General features: G+C 68.6%; 33 protein-coding genes. 3 read left to right on the forward strand and 30 right to left on the reverse strand.

The genetic code is table 11. The features are described 5' to 3' along the window. Positions 1–78 precede the first annotated feature (78 nt). The 3 genes from T8T21_RS08350 to T8T21_RS08360 all read right to left on the reverse strand — a co-directional run bounded on the left by T8T21_RS08350 (position 79) and on the right by T8T21_RS08360 (position 2,335). The gene (locus T8T21_RS08350) at positions 79–1,047 is read right to left on the reverse strand and encodes a TAXI family TRAP transporter solute-binding subunit (RefSeq protein WP_322335237.1); all 969 of its coding nucleotides are present in this window, start codon (positions 1,045–1,047) and stop codon (positions 79–81) included. 175 nt (positions 1,048–1,222) lie between these two features. Beyond that, positions 1,223–1,693: a hypothetical protein gene (locus tag T8T21_RS08355; RefSeq protein ID WP_322335238.1), complete on the reverse strand. Its 471-nt coding sequence runs from the start codon at positions 1,691–1,693 to the stop codon at positions 1,223–1,225. Between the two features lie 156 nt (positions 1,694–1,849). Beyond that, complete coding sequence (locus T8T21_RS08360) at positions 1,850–2,335, reverse strand: molybdopterin-dependent oxidoreductase (protein ID WP_322335239.1); 486 nt, start codon at positions 2,333–2,335, stop codon at positions 1,850–1,852. 269 nt (positions 2,336–2,604) lie between these two features. Between T8T21_RS08360 and T8T21_RS08365 the strand changes: the two genes are divergently transcribed. Beyond that, positions 2,605–3,210, forward strand: coding sequence for a response regulator transcription factor (locus T8T21_RS08365; protein WP_322335240.1), 606 nt, complete (start codon positions 2,605–2,607; stop codon positions 3,208–3,210). A 5-nt stretch (positions 3,211–3,215) separates the two neighbouring features. On the opposite strand, the gene T8T21_RS08370 is transcribed toward T8T21_RS08365, so the two are convergent. After that, the gene (locus tag T8T21_RS08370; RefSeq protein ID WP_322335241.1) at positions 3,216–4,193 is read right to left on the reverse strand and encodes an asparaginase; all 978 of its coding nucleotides are present in this window, start codon (positions 4,191–4,193) and stop codon (positions 3,216–3,218) included. Between the two features lie 370 nt (positions 4,194–4,563). Between T8T21_RS08370 and T8T21_RS08375 the strand changes: the two genes are divergently transcribed. Together T8T21_RS08375 and T8T21_RS08380 are read left to right on the forward strand one after the other, a co-directional pair. Beyond that, the gene (locus tag T8T21_RS08375; protein ID WP_322335242.1) at positions 4,564–4,920 is read left to right on the forward strand and encodes a hypothetical protein; all 357 of its coding nucleotides are present in this window, start codon (positions 4,564–4,566) and stop codon (positions 4,918–4,920) included. A gap of 133 nt (positions 4,921–5,053) precedes the next feature. After that, entirely contained in the window at positions 5,054–5,494 is a 441-nt protein-coding gene (locus tag T8T21_RS08380) for a hypothetical protein (protein ID WP_322335243.1), read from the forward strand. 97 nt (positions 5,495–5,591) lie between these two features. On the opposite strand, the gene T8T21_RS08385 is transcribed toward T8T21_RS08380, so the two are convergent. From T8T21_RS08385 to T8T21_RS08510, 26 genes are all read right to left on the reverse strand, one after another. Then, entirely contained in the window at positions 5,592–5,813 is a 222-nt protein-coding gene (locus T8T21_RS08385) for a hypothetical protein (RefSeq protein WP_090113110.1), read from the reverse strand. A 2-nt stretch (positions 5,814–5,815) separates the two neighbouring features. Then, positions 5,816–6,136, reverse strand: coding sequence for a DUF6527 family protein (locus T8T21_RS08390; RefSeq protein WP_322335244.1), 321 nt, complete (start codon positions 6,134–6,136; stop codon positions 5,816–5,818). A 2-nt stretch (positions 6,137–6,138) separates the two neighbouring features. Next, the gene (locus tag T8T21_RS08395) at positions 6,139–6,798 is read right to left on the reverse strand and encodes a lysozyme (RefSeq protein WP_322335245.1); all 660 of its coding nucleotides are present in this window, start codon (positions 6,796–6,798) and stop codon (positions 6,139–6,141) included. A 61-nt stretch (positions 6,799–6,859) separates the two neighbouring features. Continuing rightward, a complete protein-coding gene (locus tag T8T21_RS08400) occupies positions 6,860–7,159 on the reverse strand; it encodes a hypothetical protein (protein ID WP_322335246.1) in 300 nt (99 codons plus the stop codon). Positions 7,160–7,163: 4 nt separating this feature from the next. Continuing rightward, entirely contained in the window at positions 7,164–7,490 is a 327-nt protein-coding gene (locus tag T8T21_RS08405) for a hypothetical protein (RefSeq protein WP_322335247.1), read from the reverse strand. 156 nt (positions 7,491–7,646) lie between these two features. Beyond that, positions 7,647–10,760, reverse strand: coding sequence for a hypothetical protein (locus T8T21_RS08410; protein ID WP_322335248.1), 3,114 nt, complete (start codon positions 10,758–10,760; stop codon positions 7,647–7,649). Positions 10,761–10,773: 13 nt separating this feature from the next. Continuing rightward, positions 10,774–12,825, reverse strand: a complete 2,052-nt coding sequence (locus T8T21_RS08415) for a phage tail protein (RefSeq protein ID WP_322335249.1) — start codon at positions 12,823–12,825, stop codon at positions 10,774–10,776. Further along, a complete protein-coding gene (locus T8T21_RS08420) occupies positions 12,825–13,193 on the reverse strand; it encodes a DUF6950 family protein (RefSeq protein ID WP_322335250.1) in 369 nt (122 codons plus the stop codon). Before T8T21_RS08420 ends, T8T21_RS08415 begins: the two co-directional genes overlap by 1 nt. After that, a complete protein-coding gene (locus tag T8T21_RS08425; protein WP_322335251.1) occupies positions 13,190–13,834 on the reverse strand; it encodes a hypothetical protein in 645 nt (214 codons plus the stop codon). Before T8T21_RS08425 ends, T8T21_RS08420 begins: the two co-directional genes overlap by 4 nt. Beyond that, the gene (locus T8T21_RS08430; RefSeq protein WP_322335252.1) at positions 13,831–14,505 is read right to left on the reverse strand and encodes a hypothetical protein; all 675 of its coding nucleotides are present in this window, start codon (positions 14,503–14,505) and stop codon (positions 13,831–13,833) included. Before T8T21_RS08430 ends, T8T21_RS08425 begins: the two co-directional genes overlap by 4 nt. Positions 14,506–14,507: 2 nt before the next feature. Next, positions 14,508–16,709 carry a phage tail tape measure protein gene (locus T8T21_RS08435; RefSeq protein ID WP_322335253.1) on the reverse strand — a complete coding sequence of 734 codons (2,202 nt, stop codon included), beginning with the start codon at positions 16,707–16,709 and terminating at the stop codon, positions 14,508–14,510. A gap of 4 nt (positions 16,710–16,713) precedes the next feature. Then, on the reverse strand, positions 16,714–16,923 hold the full coding sequence (locus tag T8T21_RS08440) for a hypothetical protein (protein WP_322335254.1): 210 nt from the start codon (positions 16,921–16,923) through the stop codon (positions 16,714–16,716). An 89-nt stretch (positions 16,924–17,012) separates the two neighbouring features. Then, positions 17,013–17,366 carry a GTA-gp10 family protein gene (locus tag T8T21_RS08445; RefSeq protein ID WP_322335255.1) on the reverse strand — a complete coding sequence of 118 codons (354 nt, stop codon included), beginning with the start codon at positions 17,364–17,366 and terminating at the stop codon, positions 17,013–17,015. Next, positions 17,366–17,785, reverse strand: a complete 420-nt coding sequence (locus T8T21_RS08450) for a phage tail tube protein (protein ID WP_322335256.1) — start codon at positions 17,783–17,785, stop codon at positions 17,366–17,368. Before T8T21_RS08450 ends, T8T21_RS08445 begins: the two co-directional genes overlap by 1 nt. Further along, a complete protein-coding gene (locus tag T8T21_RS08455; protein WP_322335257.1) occupies positions 17,778–18,167 on the reverse strand; it encodes a DUF3168 domain-containing protein in 390 nt (129 codons plus the stop codon). The genes T8T21_RS08450 and T8T21_RS08455 overlap by 8 nt, the downstream gene beginning before the upstream one ends. Continuing rightward, positions 18,167–18,385, reverse strand: coding sequence for a hypothetical protein (locus tag T8T21_RS08460; protein ID WP_322335258.1), 219 nt, complete (start codon positions 18,383–18,385; stop codon positions 18,167–18,169). The genes T8T21_RS08455 and T8T21_RS08460 overlap by 1 nt, the downstream gene beginning before the upstream one ends. Positions 18,386–18,409: 24 nt before the next feature. After that, positions 18,410–18,916: an HK97-gp10 family putative phage morphogenesis protein gene (locus T8T21_RS08465; protein WP_322335259.1), complete on the reverse strand. Its 507-nt coding sequence runs from the start codon at positions 18,914–18,916 to the stop codon at positions 18,410–18,412. Between the two features lies 1 nt (position 18,917). After that, a complete protein-coding gene (locus tag T8T21_RS08470) occupies positions 18,918–19,265 on the reverse strand; it encodes a head-tail adaptor protein (RefSeq protein WP_322335260.1) in 348 nt (115 codons plus the stop codon). Between the two features lies 1 nt (position 19,266). Further along, the gene (locus T8T21_RS08475; RefSeq protein WP_322335261.1) at positions 19,267–19,824 is read right to left on the reverse strand and encodes a head-tail connector protein; all 558 of its coding nucleotides are present in this window, start codon (positions 19,822–19,824) and stop codon (positions 19,267–19,269) included. Between the two features lie 11 nt (positions 19,825–19,835). Further along, positions 19,836–20,063 carry a hypothetical protein gene (locus T8T21_RS08480; RefSeq protein WP_322335262.1) on the reverse strand — a complete coding sequence of 76 codons (228 nt, stop codon included), beginning with the start codon at positions 20,061–20,063 and terminating at the stop codon, positions 19,836–19,838. 9 nt (positions 20,064–20,072) lie between these two features. Further along, positions 20,073–20,618 (reverse strand): hypothetical protein, encoded by a 546-nt coding sequence (locus T8T21_RS08485; RefSeq protein WP_322335263.1) that lies wholly within the window; start codon positions 20,616–20,618, stop codon positions 20,073–20,075. A gap of 61 nt (positions 20,619–20,679) precedes the next feature. Further along, on the reverse strand, positions 20,680–21,138 hold the full coding sequence (locus T8T21_RS08490) for a hypothetical protein (RefSeq protein WP_322335264.1): 459 nt from the start codon (positions 21,136–21,138) through the stop codon (positions 20,680–20,682). Between the two features lie 70 nt (positions 21,139–21,208). Then, the gene (locus T8T21_RS08495; protein WP_322335265.1) at positions 21,209–22,489 is read right to left on the reverse strand and encodes a phage major capsid protein; all 1,281 of its coding nucleotides are present in this window, start codon (positions 22,487–22,489) and stop codon (positions 21,209–21,211) included. A 98-nt stretch (positions 22,490–22,587) separates the two neighbouring features. Then, positions 22,588–23,508, reverse strand: coding sequence for a S49 family peptidase (locus T8T21_RS08500; protein ID WP_322335266.1), 921 nt, complete (start codon positions 23,506–23,508; stop codon positions 22,588–22,590). Next, on the reverse strand, positions 23,498–24,799 hold the full coding sequence (locus tag T8T21_RS08505) for a phage portal protein (RefSeq protein WP_322337475.1): 1,302 nt from the start codon (positions 24,797–24,799) through the stop codon (positions 23,498–23,500). Before T8T21_RS08505 ends, T8T21_RS08500 begins: the two co-directional genes overlap by 11 nt. Continuing rightward, on the reverse strand, positions 24,799–26,502 hold the full coding sequence (locus T8T21_RS08510; RefSeq protein ID WP_322335267.1) for a terminase large subunit: 1,704 nt from the start codon (positions 26,500–26,502) through the stop codon (positions 24,799–24,801). The genes T8T21_RS08505 and T8T21_RS08510 overlap by 1 nt, the downstream gene beginning before the upstream one ends. Positions 26,503–26,504 lie beyond the last annotated feature (2 nt).

A 26,504-nucleotide genomic window follows, 5' to 3' on the forward strand; every position in this document is an offset into this window, starting at 1 on the left:
AAACCCCGTCGCCGAGACGGGTCGGGCCGGGGCGCGTTTCACACGCGCCCCGGCCAATCATTCAGCGTTGTCTGGCGATCACTCGATCAGCCCGGCCTCGCGATAGTACTTCTCGGCGCCCGCATGCAACGGGGCGGAGAGACCATCGGCGACCATCTCTTCCTTGGTGAGATCGGCGAAGGCCGGGTGCAGGCCCTTGAACTGGTCGAAGTTCTCGAACACCGCCTTGGTCACCTCGTAGACGACCTCCTCGGGCACGGTGGCCGAGGTCACGAAGGTCGCGCCGACGCCGAAGGTCGCGGTGTCCTCGTCATTGCCGCGATACATGCCGCCCGGGATGGTGGCGGTGCGGTAGTAGGGGTTCTCCTCGACGAGCTTGTCGACGGCCTCGCCGGAGACGTCCACCAGCACCGCGTCGCAGGCGGTGGTGGCTTCCTGGATCGAGCCCGACGGGTGGCCGACAGTGTAGACCATCGCGTCGATGTTGTTGTCGCACAGCGCCTGGCTCTGCTCGGCTGCCTGCAGCTCGGAGGTCAGCTGGAAGTCGTCCATGGTCCAGCCCATGGCCTCCATCAGCACTTCCATGGTGCCGCGCTGGCCGGAGCCCGGGTTGCCGACGTTGACGCGCTTGCCCTTGAGATCCTCGAAGGTCTCGATGCCGGCATCGGCACGGGCCACGACGGTGAAGGGCTCGGGGTGGACCGAGAACACCGCGCGCAGGTCCTCGAAGGCCCCCTGCTCCTCGAACTGCGAAGTGCCCTCGATGGCGTGGAACTGCCAGTCGGACTGGGCGACGCCGAATTCCAGCTCGCCCGAGCGCAGCGCGTTGATGTTGTAGACGGAACCGCCGGTCGACTCGACGCCGCAACGGATGCCGTGATCGGCGCGGCCACGGTTCACCAGACGGCAGATCGCACCGCCGGTCGGGTAGTAAACGCCGGTCACGCCACCGGTGCCGATCGAGATGAAGGTCTGGTTGTCCTGGGCCGATGCGCCGCCGGCGACCAGCGCCAGCGCCGCCGCGGCGCCTGCGATACGGATGTTCATGCGGTCTCTCCCTTCGGGTTTTACATTATCATGGATCGCCTAGGCGATCTGTGCGCCTAAGGCTGATCTCTTGCCCGTGAAAGTCAACCGCCGTGGCGGGTCAACAGGTTACGATGCGGGAAGTTCGTGCGGAACACGCGATCCGTGCCGCGCGTGGCACGCCGCCCCACGGGTTTCAGGGGAGTCGGCGGACAGGCTGGCTCTCTCCGGTGACCGGGTTGATCCGCATCAGCAGGTCGAGCGGATCGGGACCGGGCGGCGCGTAGAGCGCTGGCGCGCCGCACTCGGCGAGGGCCGCTTCGAGCCTAGCGGGCGCCATCTTGGCCGCGCCCGGCGGACGGCTGTCGCCGACCGAGGCGGGCAGCAGCCCGAGCAGCCGGTCGGAACCGATCCGCAGGGTGATCTCCATTGGAGGAAGCGGCGGCGCGTCGCGGGGACGTTCGTCGAGGCAAGCGGCGATCCAGCGGCGCACCTGCCGCCATTCATGCGGGGTCAGCCGCGCCAAGGCGGCGGCGGCTGCATCTTCGTCGAGCTGGGCCGAAGGGGGTTGCGGGGAAAGGGCGGGGCGGCGTTTGGCCTGCGCCGTCGCGAGACCGGAGAGCACGAGCGCCCCGGCGAGGGCGGCTCCGAGCATTGCACGTTTCATGACGATCACTCGCATGGGCCGCGCCGATACGGCGGGCCTGACAACGATGAATTCGGTGAGTCCTTTGGCTAGAGGTAATATTCTATACCAAGTCCGGCCGGCGTACGACGATTCTCGTGCCACCGGGCCGCGATGGTCGCCACCATTTTCACCCTCTCAGCGTGCGGCGTTGACCTGCGTGAGTTGCCAGATGCTGCGCGCGAAGGTCGTCTCGGTGCGGTAGCGCGAATCCCGGTCATAGGGATAGACCAGCCAGAACGGCCCCTTCTCGCGCACTGGCATGGCCCGGCCATCGACCCGGGTCGCGATGATCGGCGCGTTCGGATCGATCTCCGCGACCGGAATCTCGATCCGGTAGTCGTTCAGCGCCACCAGTTCCACCTGGTCAGCCATGCCCGCGATACCGGTCCGATCGAGCAGCGCCGCCAGTGGCACGCCGGAGAATTGTGCCTGGCCGTCGGTCCAGATCGTGCCGGTGACGAAGCTCTCCTGCGGCAGCGCATCGAGCGCCTCGAGGTCGAACAGTGTCACCGTTCGATCCGGCCCGGTCACCTGCAGCGGCAGGCCCGTCTCGGCGGAAAGCGGGAGAGGCAGGACAGCCAGAAGCAGAAAGAACAAGGGAATGAGTGCAGTCCTGAACATGCGTTATCGCCTTCCGGTTGCATCTCCAGGAAAATGCCCCAACTCTATCCCCAAGGCCACTTCGCATTGGGAGAGCTTCTTACTCAGATGGGTAGGGTCGCCGACCTGTCCGCATAGGGTCGCCCGGCAGCGGAGCCGGGAGGCGGCGCGACGGAAGCGACGCACCGTCACGCGCATGATCGGGCAGCCGGACACACCGTTGCCCGAATTCGTCAAGGTTCTTGCCGCATAAGGGATCTGACCAGTCCTTGCCACCACCGGAGGGTGAAATGCGAATTCTGATCGCCGACGATCATGGTCTGGTGCGGGAAATGATGGCGGCTCTTCTGGAGCGCGACGGCGGCATGCGGGTGATCCAATGCGACAGCCACACCGCCGCCATGACCGAGATGCAGCGGGCCGGGCCCTTCGAGCTGGTGCTGCTCGACTACATGATGCCCGGCATGGAGGGGCTGAACGGGCTACAGGCCGCGCTCGACCTCGCCGGCGGCAACCCGGTGGCGCTGATGTCGGGCATCGCCGACCGCGCTGTGGCCGAAGCCGCGCTCGCCGCCGGGGCAGCCGGGTTCGTGCCCAAGACCATGACCGCGCGGTCGCTGGTCAACGCCGTGAAGTTCATGGCGATGGGCGAAACCTACGCGCCGCACGACTTCCTGAGCGCCAACGATGCTCCCACGGAGCGGCACCTGCTCACCCCGCGCGAGCGGCAAGTGCTGCAGGGGTTGACCGAGGGGAAATCGAACAAGGAGATCGCCCGTGATCACGAGATCCAGGAGGTGACGGTCAAGCTGCACGTCAAGACGTTGTGCCGCAAGCTGGGCGCGCGGAACCGTACCCAGGCGGCGATGATGGCGCGCGACCGCAGCCTGATCTGACCGGTTCAGGCCCGTGCCAGCGCCGCCGCGATCCTGTCTCGCCCGACACCGGCCGCCAGCAGCGCCGAGAGCAGCAGCCGCGCCTTGAGGCCCGACAGCGTCCCGGTGAGCATCGCGCCTGCCCCGACCAGCGTCGCGGCTCCGCTGTCGCCGCCATAGACCGTGCGCGTCCGGCCTTCGCCGCAGCGCGACGCGACCAGCACCGGCACCCCCGCCTCGGTGAGCCGCGCCACCGCCTGCGCGAAGCCGCGCGGGGCATTGCCGCGACCGAAGCCCTCGATCACGACCCCACGCGCGCCATTGGCGGCGCAGTAGTCGAGAAAGGCCGGGGTCATGCCAAGCGCCATGCGCATCAGCTCGACCTCCTCGACGAGGCCCGCATCCTCGACCACCCGGCGCGGACCGGGATGGCGATAGAGATGCACCTCGTCCAGATCGACCTCGCCGATCTTGCCCAGTCCGGGCGAGCGGAAGGCGTCAGTGCGCGAGGCATGCGCCTTGGTGACGTCGCGCGCGGCGTGGATCTCGCCCTCGAAGACGATCGCCGCGCCGATACCGCGCGCCGCCGGAGAGGCCGCGACGCGGATCGCGTCGGCGATGTTGCGCGGCCCGTCGCTGTCGGGATCGCCCGCGTGGCGCTGCGCCCCGGTGAAGACCACCGGTTTGTCACCATCCACGAGGATGTCGGCGAGATAGGCGCTCTCCTCCATCGTGTCGGTACCGTGGGTGACGACCACGCCGGCGCAATCGGGCTGTGCCAGCGCCGCACGGATCGCCGCGACGAGGCCATGCGCATCTGCGAGCGTCAGGGCGAAGCTGTTGAGCTCGCGGAACTCCTCGACCCGCACCTCGATCCCCTCGAGCGGGTCGTGCAGCGCCGCGAGCAGCGCGCTGCCGCCCAGCCCCGCCACCACCGCGCCCTCGGCCTCGGAATGGCGCGAGGCGATGGTGCCGCCCGTCGAAATCAAGGTGACCCCGGTCATGATCCGTCCTTCGTCAAATTCCGTTGGTGCCCGCGGCCGGCACCAGAATTCCCTAAAAATCAACCACATGCCCTACATGCGCGTAAATCATGCGTAGCGACCCCATGAGCAACCATCTTTCCACCTGACCTACCACTCTTAGGAAGTCCATGAAGCTGATGATTGTTTCCACGACGGTCGCGCCATGAATTGGCGCAACTTACTCCGCGCCGGTGGCATCGCCAAGATGTGTCGCCGCTGCGGCGGAACCGGCGTCGTCGCCCGAAGGGGGAGGCCCGTCCGTTATGACCGCTGCCCCAGGTGTTCAGGGAGGGGCGGCAAGCGCCAGATCGCCCGGACTCGCCCCCACCCGCCACAACAAGAGGCCACCATGCGCCCTGACTACGAAGGCGACGAAGCCGGCCGCTGCGGCGGTTGCGGCTCGCGCGACATGATCACCACCCGCCTCTGCGACAGCAAGATCCTCATGGGCCGCTGCAATGCCTGCGGGCGTGTCCAGGACGTGGAGACCCGCGACTGGCCCGAGGCCGAGCCCTGCGACGACTGCGCGTTCCGGAAGGGCTCGCCCGAGCAGGCCGACCCATACCGCTGGGCCGAGATCTACGAGGCACCGGACGCGAGACACGGCCGCGTCACGGTCTGCGCCGGATGGCTGAATGCCCATGCCGCCCATCTGAAACGTCGGGAGCGCGAGACCCCCATTGCCGGAAAACGACATGACCGCTGACAGCCCGACGAACACGCCCGTTCGTGTTTACCTCATACCAGAGATGCTAGGGGGCCTAGCAGAACCCAACCCCGAGACGGGCCGCACAGCCGAATACGTCCGCCCCGACTACTCCCCGGCGGGGGAGGTGAGGGTGAAGCCGCTCAAGTGGATCGAGACAACAACCGGAGCATGGGATCAGCCAGTTTGGCTATCCAGCCCATACCGCATTACGTTTCACGGGAGCACATTTGGCCTTGAGCGCGCCGACGCGGCAATAGGCGACTATTTCATGACATTGGAAGACGCCCAAGCCGAAGCGCAAGCCGACTATGAGACCAGCATTCTCGCCGCCCTATCCCCTACCCCGGCTCCCTCGATCTGGCGGGACATCAGCACCGCGCCGAAGGATGGTCGCCTCGTATTGCTGCGCACCGAGCATGGCGATGAATGGGCCGGAACATACGTCGCCTACTGGATCGCCTCGCGGGGGCTCTGGTTCTACTCGCAAGATCGCAGCGTCCCCCGACCGACCCACTGGATGCCGGTGCCGCCCGCCCCCGGTGCAGAAGCTGGAGCCGCTCTCGGCGAATGAAGAACCGCCCGCCGGTCATCCCGGCGGGCGGTCTTGTATCAGGCCGGCGTAGGGCAAGGGACGGGACAGCGATCGAGAGCGAGGATACGCGCTGGCATCAGCCGCGCCCCCCGCCGATCTTCGCGGTCGCACGGATCCGCCCGATGATCGCCAGGATGCCACCCACGCCCGAGGCGATCTCCGCCGCATGCTGGCCCAGCGAGACCTGATCGGCGGGCGAGACGGCCACGCCCCAGATGATCTGCACCAGGGCCGCGACAACGGCGGCGAGGCCGCCCCAGATGGTCAGGGACTGCAGGGCGGATTTGTAGTTGGTCATGGTCATGCTCCTTTCTGAGCGGGGTAGAAATCGGGGAGGTCGACGGTTTGCCCGGCGAGCGCATGGGTGCTGTCGCCGAGGAACTGGATCCGGCCGTCTCGCACGAAGCTGTGGCAGATGGAGAGGTTGACGCCCGGCCTGTCCGGATCGGGCATCGTCACCAGCACCGAGGGCTGGAAGGTCGGCGCGTCGGCGTCGCCGTTCCAGTCCCAGTGCGGGGGGCGGTCGCCATCGATGGTGACCACGTGCATCGTGCCGCAGCCGGGGCACATGAAGCCCACCCGGCCACCTTGCAGGCCACGGAGTTTGCTGCCGAGCTGCATGGTCAGGCCGCCGTCCGAGCGAGATGCGCGCCGGTCAGCGCGTGGATCCGGGCGATGAGGTCGTCGGAGGTCGCGGCCTCCTGCCCGGCCTCGATCGGCGCCACCGCTGGGCGCTGCATGCGCTCGAGCAGCTCGGCACCGGAGATGGTCTTCAGCACGCCACGCAGCTTGCCGCGCGCGTCGACGCGCCAGATCGCGATGTCGTCGCCGTTCCAGTCGTAGTCGCCCGTGTCGAAGAGCCGCTTCTCGGCCGTCCGGCGCTTGCGGATTTCCGGTGGCCGGAGCCAGCCGAAGAAGTGCTCTGAGGCCTTCGGATCGCCGGCGTTGATCTGCCGCGTCAGGATCGCGCGGTAGATGCCACCGGTGTTCAGGTCGAAGGATCCGAGCGCATCCAACTGGTGCTGCGCGAGCGGCACCTTGATCGCCTCGTTCACCCGCGCCTCGTAGCTCGCGATGTCGGCCCGGAAGACCTCGATCGCGTGGTCGATGGCCGCGTCGAGATCGGCCGGCATGCCGCGCGGCAGATCCGCCGGGTCGATGCCGCCGGCGTTTTTCGTGTGCCCGATGCCGTAGGTCAGGACGCCCACGCTGTCGTAATAGGGCGCAGGCACGATGCCCTCGTGCTCGGCGATCTCGAGCAGGCCCCGGTCGCTGATCTTCATGGTGATCCCCCATGCGAAGAGACCCCGCTGGCGGGGCCGGTGGTCGGAAAGGTCGGAGAGTTCAGGCCCGGCGGCGTTGCCGGCGCGCGGTGGCCTGCTTGCGCAGCCGGCGCCACATGTGCCGGCGCCAGGATACGGCGCAGAAGGTGAAGGTCAGGCCCACCTTCGAGGCGATGATCCAGATGTCGCGCGCCTCGTCGCCGAAGCGCAGGAAGGCGGTGACCAGAACCGTCAGGCTGACCCAGGCATAGCCGAAGGCGATGACGCGCGCGGGTGGCTTGGCGAGGAGCGCATTCTGATGGGCAAGCCACCAGCAGACGACGACGAGCGCGCCTGAGGACAGTGTGTGCGCGGTGAGCATGAGGTCAGGCATTATCCTTCCCTCCGGACGGCAGCAGTCGGCGCCGGAGCGCATGCACAGCCGCGATGCCACCCTCGCCCATCAGGAAGCCCGCGGCGAGGTAGGCGTAGATCCCCGAGCCGGTCATCGCGTCGATCAGGTGCCCGGCCACGCCACCCAGGAAGATGGCGGAGACGGCGCCGACGACGCCGTGCAGTGCCCGGCGGGTCCAGCTTTCCTCCGGCAGCGACAGAGCGCGCACGAGCGCACCGCCCGCGCCCGAGAGGATCAGGGCGGAGACGTGCTCGGGCGCGGCGCCGAGGAGGCGGGAGATCTCGTCGAGGATGTTCATGTCGCGGCCTCGTGGCGGTCGTGAGCGTTGTGGGTCAAGGGAGGCTCCGGATCAGCCGGGATAGAGTGCGGTAACCCTGTTTGCGGTTGCGGCAGCTTGAGGAGGAGGTGCGCCCGCCGATCTCCCGGAAGGCGGCGATGGATTGGGCATGCAGCGTTACGCCTTATACCAATCCCACAGCGCCGGAGTTCGACAGTATGCCTCCGCTTCGGCCAGCGTCTGCGGCGGCATCGGAATGCGGCTCGGCGCGCCCGGCACGATTGCCCGGCGGTTCCAGTCGAGATGCTCGCGGATGCCCGCTTGGTCGACCACCTTCTTGCCATCGGTGAAGGTCAGCCCGCATAGCGGGTTGAGCCGCAGATCACCCGCCAGCACCCCCGCCACACCGGCCGCGAACAGGTCCTCGGCCTCGTCGGCCCCGATGAAGATGCTGTTTGCATCCTTTCCCGAGCCGGACTTGTAGGCCGCGAAATCCGCCTGCGACAGAATGTTGTAGGTGGTCCCGCCCGCGACCATCTGAACCGTGCGCGACGAAAACGGCTGGATATACACGTTGTAATCCACCGTCAGGTTCGCATCCCCCGGGTAGGTCATCAGGGCGATGTTGGCGTCGGGGCGATACCCAAGAACGATATTGCTCTTGAACGTCGATCCGGAGCCGAAGGCCGTGCTTGCCACGTTGAAGGCAATTCGCGAGCGACACACGAACATGTTGCTTTCGACATGGGCCGTGGTGTCTTGCAGCACGTTGACGATACCGGCGGAAATCGTGTTGCCGCCGAGCAACTCGTTGAACACGCTGTTTTTGACGGTCATCAGATTGGCCGTCGAAGGGTTTTGGCCCGGCGGGTTAGGTCGCCGCACAGCCCCATTGCCATCCCGCACCGCCCAGAAAATCATCCGTTCGATCTCGCAAAGCGGCTGGTCGGCACGGACCGTGATGCCGTTCAGCGCCTTGGTGCTGTCGCTGCGGCTGCGCACCAGGACATCGCGGTATAGCTGCGTCTTTGCCGCCGCCTCGATCGACCCGCTGTCGAGCGCCACGAATTGATCCAGAACGATCTCGGAAAAATCCATGCCGTTCGGGCCAAGAGATCCGTGGCAGTAGAAGGCCGTGCCGCCGCGCTCGTATTCCGTCGAGATCGACATGCACCGATTGAGTCGGGCTTTCCGGCCTTCGGCGTCATAGCGGAAGATCGTCCATGCGATCTGCCCGTTGACCGGGGCGCTGCCCCACCCATAGGCGATGCTGTCCTCGGCGTAGCCCGACTTGAAGATGATGTTATGCTTGTTGCCGTAGGAGGCGAGACACCGCTTAAGCGTGGCGTCGTCGCCCGACAGGATCGAGCCGTGACCGTCCACCTGCCCCGAGGCGTGGATGCCCTCGATATACTGACCGTCAAAGGCGGGGTTCGTCGTGGCCCCGCTGTCGCCGTTGACCCCCACGCCCGCCTTGAGCTTGGACGCCCGGTAGGTCTTGCCGTCGCTGCGCGGATCGGTCGAGCCATAGGGATGCACATAGGCGGTGGTCGTGGCGCCCGTGCGGCTGGAGAAATACACCGAGCCGGGGGTCGAGACGACAGCCGAGACGCTGGCCTGCGGGCGCAGCTCCTTGCGAACCCCGCCTGAAACCTCCCACATCTGATATTGCGGGTCGTTGATGTAGGACAGCACCTCGCGGGTCAGCGTCACCTCATAGGTGTTCGCATTGCCCGAGGATGCGGTGAAGCTGCCCGCCGACACCGCAGGGGCGCACTCGATCAACGGCAAGGCGCCCTCACCGAAGCCGATGATCTTGCGAATGCCATTCGGCGGCTCGATGGTCGCATCGGTGAACACCGACCCGGCCCGCAGCCCGAGGCTGTCGGACTTGGCGGGGTTGAGCGCCAGAAGCCCGCCGATGGTTTTCTTCGCCAACGCGCTCGACAGACCGCTTTTGGTGTCGGCCCCATGCACGCTGTCGGCGTGCATCCGCGCCTCGGAGTACCGCTCGGACGCCAGAAGCCGCTCGATATCCGCCAGCGCCCGGCGCGGGCCGAGATCGTCGCGCGGATCGGCCCAGACCACCTCGAAATCATTGGCGTTCGCCTTGACCAGTGCGCCGCCGATCTTTCCGCCGGCCGGGGCCTGTTCGGCGATCGAGTTGTGGTCCGCCGCTGTGGCGGTCTTGAACTCCACCTCCGTCAGCCACTCGATCGCCACGCCGCTGCCGCTCACGCCGAGAATGCGCAGGTAGCGATAGCCCGGCAGAAGCGGCCCCTCCTGCGTCAGCGTCAGCGGGTGCTCTTCGTAGTAGTCGCTGCCCGATTGCGTCAGCGCCGCGCCCCAGTTGATCGACCCGCTCACGTCCAGCCAAGACGCATTGTCGTTGCTCACCTGGATCTTGACGCTGCCTTGGCTGCGCTGCCCGTTCCACCAGAAGCGGATTGCGCTGAAAATGTAGCGCGATGCCCGCCCGAAATCGAACGTCAGCGCCTTGCCCGCCATGGTCCCCGAAAACTGCGCGGCGTTGCTGGCGTCGGCCACCTTGCTGCCGTTGACCAGGTTGGTGGCCGTGCCTTTGAAAATGGCCCCCGCCGTGGAATACCCCGTGATCGACGCCGAGCGGTCGCCGGTCGTATAAGCGAAGGTCGGGGTGAATTTCGCGATCTCCGCCCGGATCGCGCTGGCGTCGCCGATCACCAGAAAGGTGATCGGGTCGGTCCCGAGCGTGGCCACTACCGAGGGTGTCTTGTAGACCTTGCCGGCATTGGTCACGCCATCCGTCACCTCGAAAGCCGAGCCGACCACTTCGGCGGCGGCGTTCATGTCGGTCGCCCGCGCGTGCGCCCCGGCGCTGTTGTAGACATAGACGCCATTCTGCGCAGCGTTGGTCTGCGCCGGCGCCAGGTAGCGATCGCCGTTCGACATGGTGCGGCCGTCGACCGCATAGGCCCCGGTCAGCGCGACGTTGCCGGTCGCAGCGGCCACCACTGCCTGTTTGCGGGTGTAGCCGTCGATGCCGACCGCCTCGAGCGCGGTCACGCGCTCGGCCAGCGGCAACCGCGCCACCTCGACCGCCGCGCCGGCGCTGTCGCGGTAGAGCACCAGATCGCCGCCGATGCGCACCGAGAACCCACCCCCGGAGGCGGTCGCCGCGAGCCCCTCAGCGGTGCTGCCGAAGACCGGATAGCCGAGCGCCGAGGCGGTCTGCAGCGCCCCGAGCGCCCGCTCGAGCGCGTCCACCCCGAGCAGCGCGCGCGTTTCGTCCGTCGTCTTGTAATTGGCCATATGGGGCGCTCCGTCAGGTGATGGTTTGCGAGACAGGCCCGGCGTCGCTCGCGCTCGGCTTGCCCGAGACGTTGATCGAGCGCGCGGTCCAGCTGAAGCTGCCGGCGCCGGGGCTGTCGAAGAAGGCGATCGCCGTGCCCGGCGCATCGAAGAAGGTGCCGACCTCGACCCCGCCGCGATAGACGATGGTCTTCCACAGGCCAGGGCTCGTGCTCGTGACCAGCGACACCCGCGCCGAGCCGCCGGTCTCGTCGCTCACCGCCAGATCGGTCGGCGGCGCCGGCGCGCTGGCATCGGCCGAGGCCGTGACACCATTGATGACCGCCCAGGCACTGCGCCGCTCGTCGGACGTCTCGAAGGCCAGCCGCAGGTCGTAGTCGGCCCCGTCGTCGAGCGGCGAGATCAGCGCCGAGGTGGCCGAACCTGGCAGCGGCCAGGCCTCCCAGGCGCCGCTGCCCGCCGGGGCGTATTGCGCCACCGGCGCGAGCGCGTCCGACTCGGGCGCATCCCACTGCAGGCCGATCCCGGCGGTGAAGGCGTTCTGCGCGGTGCGGCGCCCGGCGCCGGCGGCGGCGAAGTTGGCGGGCACCGGCAGACCCTCGGAGGTATCGGGCTCGGGCAGCGCCACCGGATCGGGTTCCTCGGCCACCGACCAGGACAGCGCCGCCGGGTCGAAGCTGCGCAGCTGCAGCACCACCCGGCCGCTGCTAAGGTCGAGGCGGTAGCGCCGGATCCGCCAGGCCACCGCCGGCAGCTCCAGCATGTCGATCGACACGTAGCGCTCGAAGATCGCCCGCATCGCGGAAGGCTTGCAGGCAATCGTCAGCACGTGGCCCGGGTTGTCGGCCTCGATCCGGTGCTTGGCGCAGCGCGCGCCCTGCCCTGCACTCGGCGCGAAGGACAGATCGAGCTGCGGCCCGACCGCGATCTCGCCGTTCTCGGCCTCGCGCGCCGCGTCGACCCAGGCCTCGCCCGTGGTCTGCTGGTAGCCCAGGGCCGGATCGGTGTAGACCCAGGGCAGCTCGGTGTAGCGCTCGAGCCGGTCCTGCCCGGCCTCCCAGCTTTGCAACTCGATGATCTCGCTCTCGGCAATCGTGACGCTCGGTTCGCGCCACTTGCCGACATGCACGCCGATCTTGCCCGAGGGCATGAGCTGCACGTCGCCGTTGCAGGCATCGAGCATCCGACGCAGCACGTCGCCGGGCTTTTCCGACAGCGCGTAGCTGCCCGCCAGACGATAGCGCGGCTCGGTACCGCCGGCGGCCAGCGGGATCGCGTCATCGGCGTCATTGGCGGCGCCGACCAGCACCGTGTCGTCGACCATCCCCGCGAGGTTGAAGCCGTCCGGGTGCTCGATCAGGTCGGCCACCGCCAGCGCGGCGTTGTCGGAATAGGCCGTCGCACCAGAGCGCGGATCGCGCAGCCGCGAGGTGCGCGCGACGATCTCGATCTCGGGCGGACGGCCGTTCGGGTAGACCTCGCGGAACTGCTCGGGCTTGACCTGCTCGGAAATCAGCAGCGTGGTCCAGAGCCCGTCGAGCCGGTGGCTGGCGTCGAACTGCGGCCAGCGGCCCTCGAGCACCGTATAGTGCCCGGAGGGCACCGCCCCGCGCCGGGTCAGGATCCGCACCCGCGACTTCACCGTGCTGTCACCCACGCCGGAGCGGGTGATGTATTGATCGTCGGTCACGTAGCCGTCGCCGTCGATCGCCACCTCGGCCTTGTCGAGATAGTAGCCCTCGATCCCGTCGATCCGGCCGTGGCCATGCGCGATCAGCTCGCACATGAAGCCCTGTTGCGCGCGGCGGAACACCACCTGCCCGCCGACGCGCACCCGGCCGTAGTGGCGAATGCGGGGCCCCACCGCCTGCTCGCGCTGCAGCTTGATGTTGTCGGGCGTGGTCTGCGCCGGCGCATCGGGGCGCAGCGCCACAGACAGCGCCACCGACGCGCCGATGCTGGTCACCACGCCGAGCGCGGTCAGCGTGCCCGAGGCGGTGATCAGCGCGGCGGTGCCGCCGGCGGCGAAGGTCGCGGGAAAGACGAAGGCGAGCGCCTGCGGCATCAGTCGAGCCCCCATCCGGTCAGCAGCGTAAAATCGCGGGTCATGCGCACCCCGCCATCGGTCTTGATCACCAGCCGACCGCCGCGCAGCACGCCGCACAACACCTGCCCCTCGAGCCGCGCCACCGCGACGCCGGTCTCGGTCTCGCCCGTCCGGAAGCCGGCCATCAGTCGACGCGACAGACCGGCCAGCCCACCGGCGCGCAGCAGCACCTGCCGGCAGCCGAAGGCGGTGTCGTAGGTGCCGCGCAGATCCGCCGCCGGATCCCGGCCGGTGATCTCGGCCACCAGCGAGGCCGGCCAGAGCGCACAGTCGGTCTGACCCCAGCGCCAGGGATCGCCCCCGGTGCGCCGGATGAATTCGCTCACCAGGTTGTCCATGTCACATCCGTGTTGGTCACCTCGGGCACGAAGCGCAGGCCCTGGTCGCCGGGATGCCGCCGCGCCTGATCGCGCGGGGTCAGCATGCCGAAGACCGGCGCGCCCTTGCGGCTCAGCGGCCCCTCGACCGGCAGCGTCAGCCGCGCCTGGCTCGGCCCGAAGCTCGCCTTCACCCGGTCCATCAGCCCGGTGTGGATCGCGAAGGGCACGCCCACCGGCAGCGGCCGGCCATGCGCGTCGGTGGCGCTGCGGCTCAGGATCTGCCCCCAGAGAATCGCCGGGCGGTTCAGATACTCCCCCGGGCTGCCGACCAGCGCCGGGATCCGGCCCTTGCCGTTCACGCCCACCTCGCCCGGGGCGAGCAGCTCGTAGGGCAGCGCCAGCTGGTACTCGATGAGCGGCGCCAGCTCCTCGGCCCCACCGGAGATCTCGGCGATCGAGACCATGTCGCCCATGCCCTGCCACTCGCGCCCCCAGGCGGGGTCGGTGAACGGGATGTTGGCGTTGCTCAGGTAGCGCGTGCCGGAAGCGAAGCGCAGCTCCAGAAGCAGCATCAGCGCCACCGTTTCGGCCTTCAGCGCCGCCTCGACCGCGGCCGGGTCGGGCTGGCCCTCGAGAAACAGGCTCATCGCTCGAAGGCCTCGACCACGTCGAGCATGTAGAGACCGCGCAGCTGGCTGAAGTTGTGCGCCTCGTCGGCGGCGTCGTCGGAGGGCAACCGCACCCGCACCTTCGGCGCGCCGATCTCGACCACCGTCCCGGCCGTCACCGGCGCCCGCAGCGGCGGGTTGAACCGCACCGTGCCGTCGGTGTTCGAGGCCACCCGGTGCAGCCAGCCGTTGATCGAAAACACCGCGTCGCGGCGCAGGAAGTCGCCCGACAGCCCGGTGAGCTGCAGGATCGTCGCGCCCGCCGGCGCATCGGCCGCCACGGTCGGGTTGCCCTCACCCACCACGAAGCCCGAACCGCTCTCGTAGAGAAAGCCGCCGTTCCAGTCGGTGACGAACAGGATCTCGCCCGGCGCGGCGTAAGGCGTCCGGCCGTTCGGCACCGGCAGCAGGAAGCTGTTCAGCGGCCCGCGCAGATCGTCGAGGAAGGACAGCCAGCCGCCCCAGGCGCCATCGGCCGAAGCATCCCAGCCGCCCTCGACCTGGTAGCTGCAGGACCAGGTCCGCGCCTCGCGGGTCAGGTACTGCTGCCGCCCGTCGAGGCCGGGGCCTGAGGACGGGGTGCGGGTCTGCAGCCGCCAATGCGTCCGCTGGCGAAACCGCATGCCGCCGGGAAGGGTGATCAGCGCCATGCTCAGCTCCGCCTCTGGCTCTGCGCGAGCTGCTCGTTGTTCGCCTGGATCAGCTGCGCCGCGACCGGCCCGGCGGTGCCGGCGATCTCGGCCTGCAGCAGATGGCCGTCGAGGCTCACCCGCACGTCGACAATGCCGGCCGCGCCGTCCGCCATCCGCTTCGAGATGTCGTGCGGGATGATCTGCGTGCCGCGCGGCAGGTTCATGATCTCGCCCCCGAGCTCGTTGATCCGGGTCAGTCCGCCGCGCCAGTTGGCGGTGCCGCGCGCATTGGCCCCGATCGCCACGCTCGGGATCGCCCCGGGGATCGAGGGCGCGATCGCGCCCCAGATCGAGTTGAAGGCCTGGTCGGCGAACATGCTCGCGAGGTTCTGCGCGAGGCTCGCGATCGCATCCTTCGCGCTCGCGGCGCCGGTGACGATCGAGGAAAAGGCCGAGCCCGCCGACTGCTTCAGCGTGTCGGCCATCTGCGACGCGCGATCCTTGGCCTGCGTCATCGCGTCGATCTCGGTGTTGAGCCGGGCGATCTCCCGCCCCTGCGCGCTGGTCGCCGTGGTGCCCGCCGCCTGGGTGTCGGTCCAGATCTTCGCCTGCAGGTCGGTCATGTTGAGGGTGGCGGTCAGCTTCTCGTGCTCGGCCCGCAGATCCTTCAGCACCTGCAGGCGCTTTTCCGCCTCGGCCGCCGCCTTGCTCTCGGCCGCGCTCTTGCCACCCCCGCCGCCGGCGTCGCCGGTGTTGATCGGCAGGCCGCCGCCGCCACCGGCGCCGCCGCCGAAGGCGTCGGTCATCTGGTCCGCCGTTTCCGCCGTCTCGGCGGCGGTCGCCCCGAGTTGCGAGACCAGCGCATCGATATCGGCCAGCGCGGGAGCTGCGGCATTAAAGCCTTTCGCCGCCTCGGCGAAGTTGCCGCCCGATATGTCCTGCAACTTCGAGCCGATGCCGCGCAGATCATCGGCCAGCCCGGACCCCTCATCACGGAAGGTGAACAGCCAGCGCGGCACGCCCATGTCGGTGAAGTGCTGGATCACGTCATCCCAGGCCCCGACGATATCCGCAAAGCGGTTAATGAAGCTGGCCGCGATACTGTTGGCCGTGCCCTTGAGGCTCTCCCAGAGCGCGAAGGCGAACTTGTCGATATTCTGGAACGACTGGTAGGCGACTTTCTGCACCAGAGCGAAAGCCGAGCCGAAGCCACCGGCCGCCTGCGCCAGCGTGGCGAAGCGGTGGACCAGCTCGCCCGCCAGGACGATCACCGCCCCGATCCCGGTGCGCATCAACGCCCCGCGCAGCGCCCCCAGGGCGCCGGTGAGGCCGAGCGTCGCGGCCTTAGCCAGAACCAGCGCCCCGACGTATCGCGCGCCGAACCAGGTGACGGCCGTCGCGACATAGGTCGAAAGACGGCTGATGTTGGCGATCAGCACATCGGTGATCTGACGCAGCCAGCCGCCCTCGCGCATCGCGTCCGCGAAGCCGTTGGCCAGGGCGGTGAGCGTCGGCGCCAATGCCCCGGCGATGCGGTTGCCCAGCCCCTGCATCGCCATGCTGACGTCCTGCAGCGCCAGATGCGCGCGGTTCAGCACCGCCACGGTCTGCGTGTCCATGACCGCGCCGAGGCTGTCGGCATTGTCCGCCAGCCGCTGCATCTCGGCACCGCCGTTGCGCAGCAGCGGCAGCAGCAGCGTGGCGTCGGAGGCCATGGCCTCGAGGTAGAAGGTCATGTCCTGCTGGCTGGCCCCGGCCTTCTCGAGGCTCGAGACGTAGAGCTGCAGCGCGTCCGGCCCGGAGAGCTTGCGGAACTGGTCGGCCGTCACCCCGACCTTGGGCGCGATGTTCTCGAAGAAGTCGACCATCGGCCCGGCGCCGGTCGCGGCATAGTCGCCGATCCGGTCGTTCACGTCCTTCAGGATGTCGGCGAGCTTGTCCTGCTCGACGCCGACGGTCTTGGCGCCCGCCGCCCAGCGTTGCAGATCGTCGGGAGCCGCGCCCGCGACCTGGCTGAACCGGGTGATTTCGTTGGCGCTGCGCGCGGTGGCGGCGGTGAGCGCGCTCAGCCCGGCCGCCGCCGCCGCCGCGAGCGACGCGAAGGCGGTGAAGCTCTGGCGCATGTCGCCCAGGCGGCGCTTCGCGGAGCCGAGCCCCTTCTCGAACTGCGCCGAATCGAGCCCGAGGTTGACGCGCAGCGCGCCGATCACCGATTGCGACATGACATCAGCCTTTCTTTGCACCCCAGGCGGCGGCGAGCGCGTCGCACATGGCCTGCAGCATGACGGGGGACTGGCGTTGCGCCGCGCGGGCACGGCCGGTCACGAAGCGGCGCAGGTCCGGCAGGGTCTTGACCCGTGCCAGGGCGGCGGCGTGCCAGGCCTGCCAGGCGCGGCCCTCCTGCTCGCGCGTCAGCCGCGCCCGGGCGCCGCGCATCTGCACCAGGTAAAGGCGCGGGGTCAGAGACCAGAACGCGGCCGGGTCGAACCCGGCCGCGACGTAGCCCTCGAGCAGCGCCAGGTAGTCTAGACCGCCTTCGACTTTCGGCTCGAGCGGCGCTTGCCGTTTCCCGCGTCCCCAACCTCCTTCGCGGTCGGCGAGGCGTCGAGGATCGCGCGCTGCAGCGCGGCCGCGTCCTCCGACATGATCGCGCCCGCCTGCGCGATCGTCGTGCCCGGGTGGTGGTGCTGCAGCATCGCCCAGAACATGGCGCGCATGTCGGTGATCGTCAGACCGCCGGTCTCGGCGGCCTGGAAGGAGGCCAGCGCCTCCTTGCCGCTCTCGGCCTCGAATGCGGCCATCGCGTTGAAGTCGCAGCGCAGCGTGTAGCGCTCGCCCTCGACCTCGACCGTGGCCTCGCCCAGGAACCGGTTCGCCATTACGCCGCCACCAGCGTGGCCTTGCCCGACTGCTTGATCGTGCAGGTCGCGGTCATCTTGTCGTTGTCGACCAGCTCGCCGAGCTCGTAGGAGGTGAAGATCCCCGAGAACTGCATCTTCACCCCGTTCGGGAAGATGATCTCGTACTTGCCCTTGCCGGCCTCGAAGGCGTCGACCAGCGTGTCGGTCTCGGAGGGCTCGAAGTTGAGAGTCAGCGACGCCTCGCCGCCCTCCATGATGCCGGCGATGAACTCGCGGTAGGCATCGGGGCTGTTGAGATGGGTGGCGTCGATCGCCTCGCGCGAGCGCGACGGCGGGGTGATCGCGATCACTTCGGCCGCCGGCGCGTAGGTGCCGGGGGTGGCGCCCTCGATACCGAATACGGCGCCGAAGCCGATATCTGCTTTCGTCTCAGGCATGGTCAGCCCTCCAATAGGTCAGGAAATCGAGTGAGATGCGGAACGGCAGCTCCGCCTCGTTGTTGCCGCCCTCGCGCGTGTCGCGGGTGGCGTCGTGGAAGATCGCCCGGAATCCGCCGCCGCGATGCGTGTCGAGCGCCGCGCGCACCGCGCGCGACAGACGCTTGGCGGCGGCATAGCTGACCGCGTAGCAGTCAACCTGCACCCGGCCGCGCGACAGGCCGTCCGAGCCGGTCAGGGTCCGGCCGGCCCCGTCACCGATCGTCCAGAGCACCAGGTAGGGGCCCGAGGTGTCGGAGGCGGCGCCAAAATCGATGCGCGCCCCGGCCAGAGCCGTCACGCCCGCGTCGGCCTTCAGGAGGGCGCGGAAAGCCTCCTCCATCAGCGCACCGGCGGGATGACAGTCACGACGCCATAGAGGAGGTCGGTCAATGCCTCGCAGGTAAGAGGATCGGCCATCAGCTTGCCATCGGAATTGCGCCGCGCCCGGACCAGCCAGCCCTCAGCGTCGTCACATTCGTAGACATCCTCGACCTCGACGCCGTCGAGGAAGACGCGGGTGCCGAGGTGATCCGAGTTATTTGCCGTGTAGTGGGTCATGCTGCCTCCATCTGCGAGCCAAGCTCAGCGCTTCGCCTTGGCGGCGCGCGCCTCGGCGCGCTTCACCGTCTTGCGGATTTCGGCCCAGAGATCGGCCCGCAGCCGCGCCAGCATCGGCCCGCGCTGCGCGTCCCAGGCGGGCCGCACGAAGGGCTGCGGCGCCGTGCCCGGGTGCTGCGTCCCCGCATAGCGCCCCTTGTTGATGTGCGGCGCCGTGCCGAACTCGGCGTAGACCGCCTGCGGCAGCGGCCCCGGGCCGACGAACATCTCGACCGCCGCCCGATCGTTGCGGAACATCCGGCGATGCAGCCGCGCCTGGCGCGTCGAGAGCTTGGTCGAGACCGCAATCGAGTCCGCCAGATCGTCGGTCGCGGTGTCGCCCGTCGGCGCCCGGCTCCGCATGTCCTCGGCCAGCGGTGTCGCCGCTTTCTTCAGCACCCGCCGCAGCGCCGCCTTGCCGGTGGATTTCGGCAGCTTCGCGAGCTCGCGCTCGAGATCCCGCAAACCCTCGATCTTGACCGTCACGCCCATCTCAGGCGATCCGCGCGCAGGTGATCTCGAGCCATTGCCGTCGCCCCTCGCCTTCCTTGATGCCGGTGATCTCGTAGACGGCGCCCTCGCAGACAATCCGGTCCGTCGGGGCGATCGAGGTCGAGAAGCTCGAATAACGGACCACGAAGCGCGTCGTGACATGCGCCGCGACCTCACCGGCACGCCAGCGCTCGCCATCACTCAAGTCGGTCTTCTGAGCCCAGATCGGCGTCCCGAAATTGTCGGCGGCCGGGTCGGCCGCGTTCCAGTCCCGAGACGAGTTGAAGCCGTTGTCGGTGACCGCGGCGCGCCGAACCTGCAGGCGGCGATCTAGTTTTGCGGCCCTCATGTCAGACCCAGAACACGTGCCGCTGCAGGATCGACTGGGCGTGCGGCGGCATCTCCGGCGCCTGAGCGTCGTCGCCTCGATTGCCGTAGTAGTGAGCCGCCAGCAGTAGCACCGCGACCTTCAGGTCGGCCGGGATGTCGACGGCGCCGCCATAGCCTGCCGTCATCCTGATCGTCACGCTCTCCGGCGCGTGGAGTGACACGGGCCAAGTCGAAAGAACCGGCGGCATCACGCAGGGTGCCGAGGCACTACCTGTCAGGCGCCAGTTGCCCACTGCGAGCGACTGCGCCGAGCCGTCCTGCGCCAGGTAGTCTATCGCATCCACGCTCTGGACCGGCGCCAGCGGCAGCCGCACTCCGGCCGCCAAGGTCGAGACGCGGTACTCGACTACCTGCGTCACCAGCCGGCGACGCGTGAACGCCTCGACCTCGCGCCGAGCGGCCGCGATGTAGTCGCGCAGCAGGGCATCGTGGTCGGGGGCATCGACGCCGCAATGCTCCTTCACCCGCTCGAGCGTGACAGGCTCCTCGGTCGGGTCCTGGACGGTGATCAGCGACATCGGCGCGGCTCCTACTTGGATTCCAGCGCATCGGCCCATTCACGGAGGCGGAGCGCGATCTGAGAGCCCGTCACGCCGCGCTCTTGGGCATCCAGGACGGCGCGTCCCAGATCATCTTGCAAGCGACGGACCGCGGGGACCGGCGAGGTGCTTTCCGCGCGAACCTTCGCCGGGCGTCCCAAAGGTCCGCCATCAAACCCGCCTGCGTTATAGACGTCTTCGACCTGCTTGCTCGGCATCGGCGCGGCTCAGATCTCGACCGCGATGCCGCGAGAGGTGAAGTGGCGCGCCGAGGCCAGCGACATCACATGGCGCGCGCCCTTTTCGAAGCGCGTCTCGCGCGGCGTGCCTTGCAGGCCGTCGTCGATCACATGATCGCGCTGGAAGACGATCGCGATGTGGCCGTCGGGTACCAGCGCGTGCGACTGGTCTGCGTCTCCTTGCGCAGGATCCTCGGTGCTCGGAACGGATGCAGCTGCATCGGGACGCTGGCCGGACGCATCGGCCTCGCCATACCGGGCATCGCCCTCATCCTCGGCCGAGGGCCGTGGGTTCGCCCGATCGACCTCGGTCCCGTCGGTGGCCGCCGTCGCGTCGTCGGGGGCGGCATCCGCGTCGGCACCAGTTGCGTCGGCGGGATCGGAGTCGGCTGCGAGCGTATCGTCGGCCGGGGTATTCTCATCGGCGCCAGCCGCAAGGGCCGGATCGAATTCGGTGACGGGCGCGGCGGTGGCCACATCTTCGATCGCGGTGGGGGTGGTATCGTCCGGCGTGGTTTTCGTCTTGCGAGCCATGGCGGCTTCTCCTGTGGAAGAAGGGGTAGCCCGAGCGCCCTTGAGCGCCCGGATTGCGGGATCAGAGGATGACGATCTCGCTCACGCTCGGTGCGTCGTAATCGGCAGCGGGCCCGTACCGGCAAGTGCCCCCGAAGACCATGCCGCCCGCGTCGGAGGCGGCGGTGCCGACGGTGATCGACAAGCGGAAGTGGTTGAAGCCGTTGGCGATGTCGAGATCGTCGGCCGACAGCGCGATGACCGCCTGGCGGTTGCTGCCCGCCCCGGCCTGCGTCAGCTGGGTGATCGCCGCGCCGATGACGTCCTTGGCGCCGGTACCGGCGCTGTCTGAGGCTTGCTCGATCTTCGCGTCGAGCGTGGCACCGGCGCCGAGGTCCCCGGCGGCGACGACGGCCATGAAGTCCTGCCAGTTGCCGGCGCTGATCCAGCCGGTGGTGACGGTACCGGCGGCATAGGCGGCCGGGTCGATCGAGGCGAGAAGGCCCAGGGCGGAAGCCAGGGCGACGGTTTTCTGCGTCATGTGGATGCTCCTTCAGCAGAGAGGGAAAGCGGCGCCGCCAAGCGCGACGCCGCGGGCCGGGACCCGGGCGTTACGCGCGCTCGGCCAGCGCCACGAAGTGCGACTTCGTCGCCGCGCCGTTCGCCGGATCGACCGGCTTCGACAGGTGGGGCTGGCCGCCGAAGCGGAAAGTCCAGCGGAAGGCCTCGATCGCGTAGTCGAAGTAGAGGTGCATCGACTGCGCGAACTTCGGGCCGCTCTCGCGCTTCAGCGCGTAGTAGCCCTTGGGCGAGATCAGCTGCAGGTCGCCCTTATCGCCCAAGGTGCGCGCATGCTCCGACAGCATCACCGGCAGGCCGAGCAGCATGCCGCCAGGCGCGTCCGCGAGGCCGTTGGGCGGCATCCAGATCGGACGGTCACCCACGGTCATCGTCATCAGCTGCGGCAGGGTATCGGAGTTCGCCAGCCAGAACGGCTTGTCGCCAGGGATGCGCAGCAGCCGCGAGAACATCGCCAGCACGTTCGCGGCGACGATGGTGTCCGCCGCCTGGGCATCGGCCTTCGGCACCGTGACCAGCGCCGGCGAATTCAACCAGCCCATCGGCTGACCGGCGCCGGTCCCGTAGATCATCGCGCTGTTCCGCTTCCAGGCGATCGCCTGGCCGGCCTTCTTGGTCAGGCGCGCGTTGAGACGCGGCGCGTCCTCGAGCAACTCCTCGGTGGCCAGCACGAAGGCGTAGAGCTCGTGCAGCACGATGCTGCGCGGCTCGGTCGCGAGCTTCGAGGGCGTCATCTGCTGACCCTCACTGCGCCAGCGCGCGGTGACGCCGCCCGCGCCCCAGGGCGTGGTTTCGTCGGCGATACCGTCGACCTTGCGCTTGTCGGTCGGCTCCTCATCGACCAGCGGACCGAACTCGTCGAGCTCCGCCACCACCTCGAAGATGCTCTCGCGGAACTGGACCGGCACCTCGAAGCCCTCGCCCGAGGCCGCGCCGCCCTGGTGCACGTTGGACGGGTTCGCCGCCATCAGGCGCGGATCGACCATGCTGCCCTGGCGGCTGGCGTTCTTCACGGCACTGGCGAATTCGGCCATGCCCTTGAAGCCGCCGGTGGCCTTGGGGTCAGGCTCATGGACGTCGTAGACCCCCGCGCCGGCGGTCTGAACCGCGTCCATCGAGCGGCGCTCCTCGGCGAGCCGCTCGGCCCGCGCGATCTGGCCGCTCACCTCTTCGATGTCGGCCTTGATGCCGTCGTAACGCGTCTCCTCCTCGGCATTGAGATCGCGGCCCTCGGCATCCGCGGCTTCGAGGATCGACAGGCCCGATGCCTTGAGATCGGCCAGTCGCTTCTTCAGTTCCGCCAACTTTTTCATGGCAATTCCTTCTCTAGCACCGGGGTGAACACGCCATGCCAGCGCGGTGCGCCCGGTGCGCGCCGCGTCGGTGACCGTCTGGTCGTGGGTGGAAAGGGTCAGAGGAGCGCCAGTCTCCTGCGCTCGAGGGAGGCGCGGCGGCTGCCCGCCCGCGCGGGCCGCATCAGCCGGGCTAGCGTGTCGTCGAACGTGGCCACCCGGTCGGCCATGCCGAGCCGCACGGCCTCGGCGGCCCAGTAGGTCCGGCCGCCGCCGAAGTGCTTCTCAGCTGTCTCGGGATCGGCACGCACCACGCTCACCGGAACGCCGCGCCCTTTGGCCACGTCGCTCGTGAACTGGTCGTAGTTGTGCTTCACGGACGCCTGCAGCGCGGCGCGGGCAGCATCGTCGAGCGGGCCGAAGGGATTGGTCTCGACCTTGCGGGGCCCTTCGAAGATCACGCTGGGCGAGACCCCCTCGCGCTTCAGACGTTCGCTCACCTCCTGGTGCATCGTATAGACGCCGATCGAGCCGACTTCGCCCGAGGGCGTCACCACGATCTCGTCGCAGGCGCTGGCGATCCAGTACGCGGCCGAGGCGGCCAGGGTGTTCGCCACCGCGACGATCGGGCGGTCGGGCCGCGAGGCGGCGCGGATCATCGCCACGGTTTCCTGGACAAGCTCCACCCGCCCGCCGGGGCTGTCGATGTCGAGCAGGATCGCCGAAGTCTCGGGATCCGAGGCGGCGGCGCGGAAGGCTTCCGAGAAGCGCTCGAGCGAGACGGCGCCCGACATGTCCGACAGCATGTTGCCCCGCGGCATGATCGTGCCGTGCAGGCGCAGGACCCGCACGAGACGCGCGCCGCTGCGGCTGTCGCTCGACAGCGCCAGCTGCTGCCGGTCCGGAAAGGCGGGCTCCCCGCGCGGCCCGGCCGCCACCCGCAGCGCGACCGCGGCGACGATCTGTTCGGCCTTGGCAGGCTCGATGAACCAGCAGCCGGTGCTCGCCATGCGGATCAGGCGTTCGATTTCATGCGACATGGGTCACCCTCGTGTTACGGGGGACATCGCCGGCCTCGACGCTGTCGCGCAGGAACGCGATCGCGCGGGATGTCCCGTCCTTCTGCCCGGCGTTGCCGACCGGGACCATGTTGAGCGGCTCGATGAACCGGTCGCCGCCGCGGCCGATGCCGTTTTGGTTCTCGAGGCGGCGGATCTCGTTGACGCTGAGCCAGCCCCATTGGCGGGCTATGGCGTAGGCTTCGAAGCGTGTCTTGATATCGCCGCGCAGCAGGCTCGCGACGTTGAACTCGAAATACTCGCGGGCCCCGTCGAGGAACCACTTGTTGACGCTGCGCTCGATCAGCTCGAGCCAGGGCCCGAGCGTGTCGGTCACGAACTCGAGGCTCTGGTGCTCGATGTTCGAGAAGGTCGCCTTGTCGAGGATCCCGAGCTTGTGCGGTGGGATCCGCCACAGTCGGCTGATGTCGAGCCAGAGCTCCTTGCGGGTCTCGAGGAACTGCGCCTGCTCGTTCGAATGCGCGAGCTGCTGCGCGCCCATCCCATATTCGAGGATGCCCGGCTTGTGCCGGTTGCGGCCGCCGAAGAAGCGCTGCCAGGCGGAAAGGAAGTTCTCCTTCGATGCCTGGTCTGCGAAGTTCCCCTTGTGCGTGAAGATCACGGGCGGCGTGGCGTCGTTCGCGAAGAAGCTGTTGGCATAGCGCTGCAGCGCCAGAGCCGCACCGATCGCCTCGACCCCGTCCTGCAGGATCGGCGAGCGCCCCGTCATGCCGTCCTGGACGGGCGGCAGCGGGATGTACCAGGCATCGTCATCGAGCAGCACGCGCTCCGGTCGCCCCGGCTCGGTGATGCGAAACCGCAGGCTGCGATCGGGCAGCATCTCGACCCGGAAGTGATCCGGGGAGATCCGCCACAGCCGCTCCTCCCGCCCCCAGCTCTGGCGCTCCGCGAGGAAGCGGCCATGCGATGCCAGGTCGTCGACCAGGTTCGCGAAGAACTCGTAGGAGGTCTCGCGGGAGTTCGGATTGGCCAGGAGCCGCGCCACCGGGTGATCCGAGCGCTTCCGGCGTTGATCACCCTCGCCGCGCTCGAAGACCGAGAAGGACAGCCCCGCCACGGTCTCGCTCAGGACCTGAAGGCAGCCGCGCACCACCGGAACGGTGCGTGCGCTCTCGATCGAGACCTTCACGCCCGCGGCCGAGGCCTTGCCGACGCGGCCATACCAGAAGTCGTCGGCGGGGTTGCGGGCGCCGGGCGACGAGGCGTTGGCCTGCATGCTCCCGCCGAGACCGATCATCGAGAACAGGCCCATCACGCCACCCTGTAGTCGGCCGGAATGGTGATCTGCGACACCGCCGCGACGGGGTTGCGCGCCATCAGCAAGAACGCGTTCAGCGACGCGATCAGCGGATCGATCTTCGCCTTGCCCGCGGTTTCCTTGGTGATGATCACGGCATTGCCTCTCTGTTCGGTCTTTGCGTTTCCGAGCACCCAGCCCATCATGGGCTGGCGCCCGTGCCTCAGCGTTCCATTCTTCAGCTTGCGCTCCATTCCCCAGATTGCGGGGGACAGCCGGTAGCCCTGCGGGATGGCCAGCAGCAGGTCATCCTCGAGACCGCGCCCCACGAGCTCGTCGACGATCGCCGAGATCCCCGCCGGATCGAGCCCCACCGCCCCGCTGTCGGGCAGCAGGTCCGCCTTGAACAGCCGCTCCACATAATCCCCGACCTCGACGACATCCTGCGTCGGATCCTCGCCCGTCAGGATGGTCAGGTCGCCGGCCGCCGCGAAGTCGTGCAGGCGCGGCGCGATCTCCTTGCGCAGCTCGAGCACCTCGGGATGCGCCCAGGCATGCGCCCAGTGCAGCCAGCGCTTGGTCTCCCGGTCGCGGCCGATCACCGCGAGGCCGAGAAGATCGTCGAGCCCGCCGCCATCGACGCCCGCCACCGCGACCTCGCTGCGCGCGATCAGCTCATCGAGGGTCAGGCCCGCCTCACCCGCACCCTCCCAGTGCCGTGCGCCGATCCAGCTGTCGGTCCTGAGCCCGATGCCCACCTCGACGTTGAAATGCTGCGAGGCGAGAAGCGCCATCGCGGCCGGGCCATCCCGCTCCGCCGTCAGCAGCTGGTCGGCCAGGAACTGCGGATCGACGGACACGCCGAGGTTCGGGTTCACCAGCCCCCAGGTCGCGGGCTTCTTCCATCCGCCCTTCTTCGCCATGCTTTCGGGCAGCTCGTAGAGCACCGCCAGGAGCGGCAGCCGCAGGTCGCCATCGCGCACCGCCCGGGCCTTGTCGAGCTCCTGCTTGAACACGCCCGCCGGCGGCTCCTTCGACTGGGTCGTGATCTGCATCAGGAACCCGTCGGGCCGTGCCGCCAGCGCCCCGCGGATCTCGACGAAGACCGCCGCTGCGCTCGACTTCTTCGCGAACTCGTGAGTCTCGTCGATCAGCGTGAACGTGGCCTTGCCGCCGGTGATCGCGTCGGTATCCGCCGCCTTCACGGCGATCTCTGCGCGGCTCACGCGGTGCACGATCTTTTTGATATGGTCCCGCGGGTGAAACGTGGCCGTGAGTTTCTTGTCCAGCCGGATGATGCCCGCGGCCTGCTTAAAGGCAATCTCGGCGATGGTCTTGGTTGGCGCGATCAGCAGCAGCTCGGCCTCGGGCCGCTCGTTCATGATCGCAGCCGTGACGATGATGGCCGCGGCGATCGACGATTTCCCGTTCTTCTTGGGGATCAGCAGGAAGAACTCCCGCAGGGCCCGTCTTTTTGTCTCGGGGTCGTAGCTGCCGAAGATCGCCGCGACCAGGTCGAACACCCACTGCTCGCAGGCTTCGCCATAGGTCGGGGTGCCGATGATGTCGGGCACCCGCAGCCGTTTGAAGATCCGCAGCGCCTTCTGCGCCATCGGGTCGAAGAGCGGCAGGTCCGGGATCAGACTGTCGCGGTTGCGGATCCGCTGTTCCCAGTCGGGCACCGCCGTGTCCCAGGCATCGCCGATACGGTGCGCCATGT

The organism is Limimaricola variabilis, from assembly GCF_034371605.1.
In the GTDB taxonomy this organism is placed as follows: domain Bacteria; phylum Pseudomonadota; class Alphaproteobacteria; order Rhodobacterales; family Rhodobacteraceae; genus Limimaricola; species Limimaricola variabilis.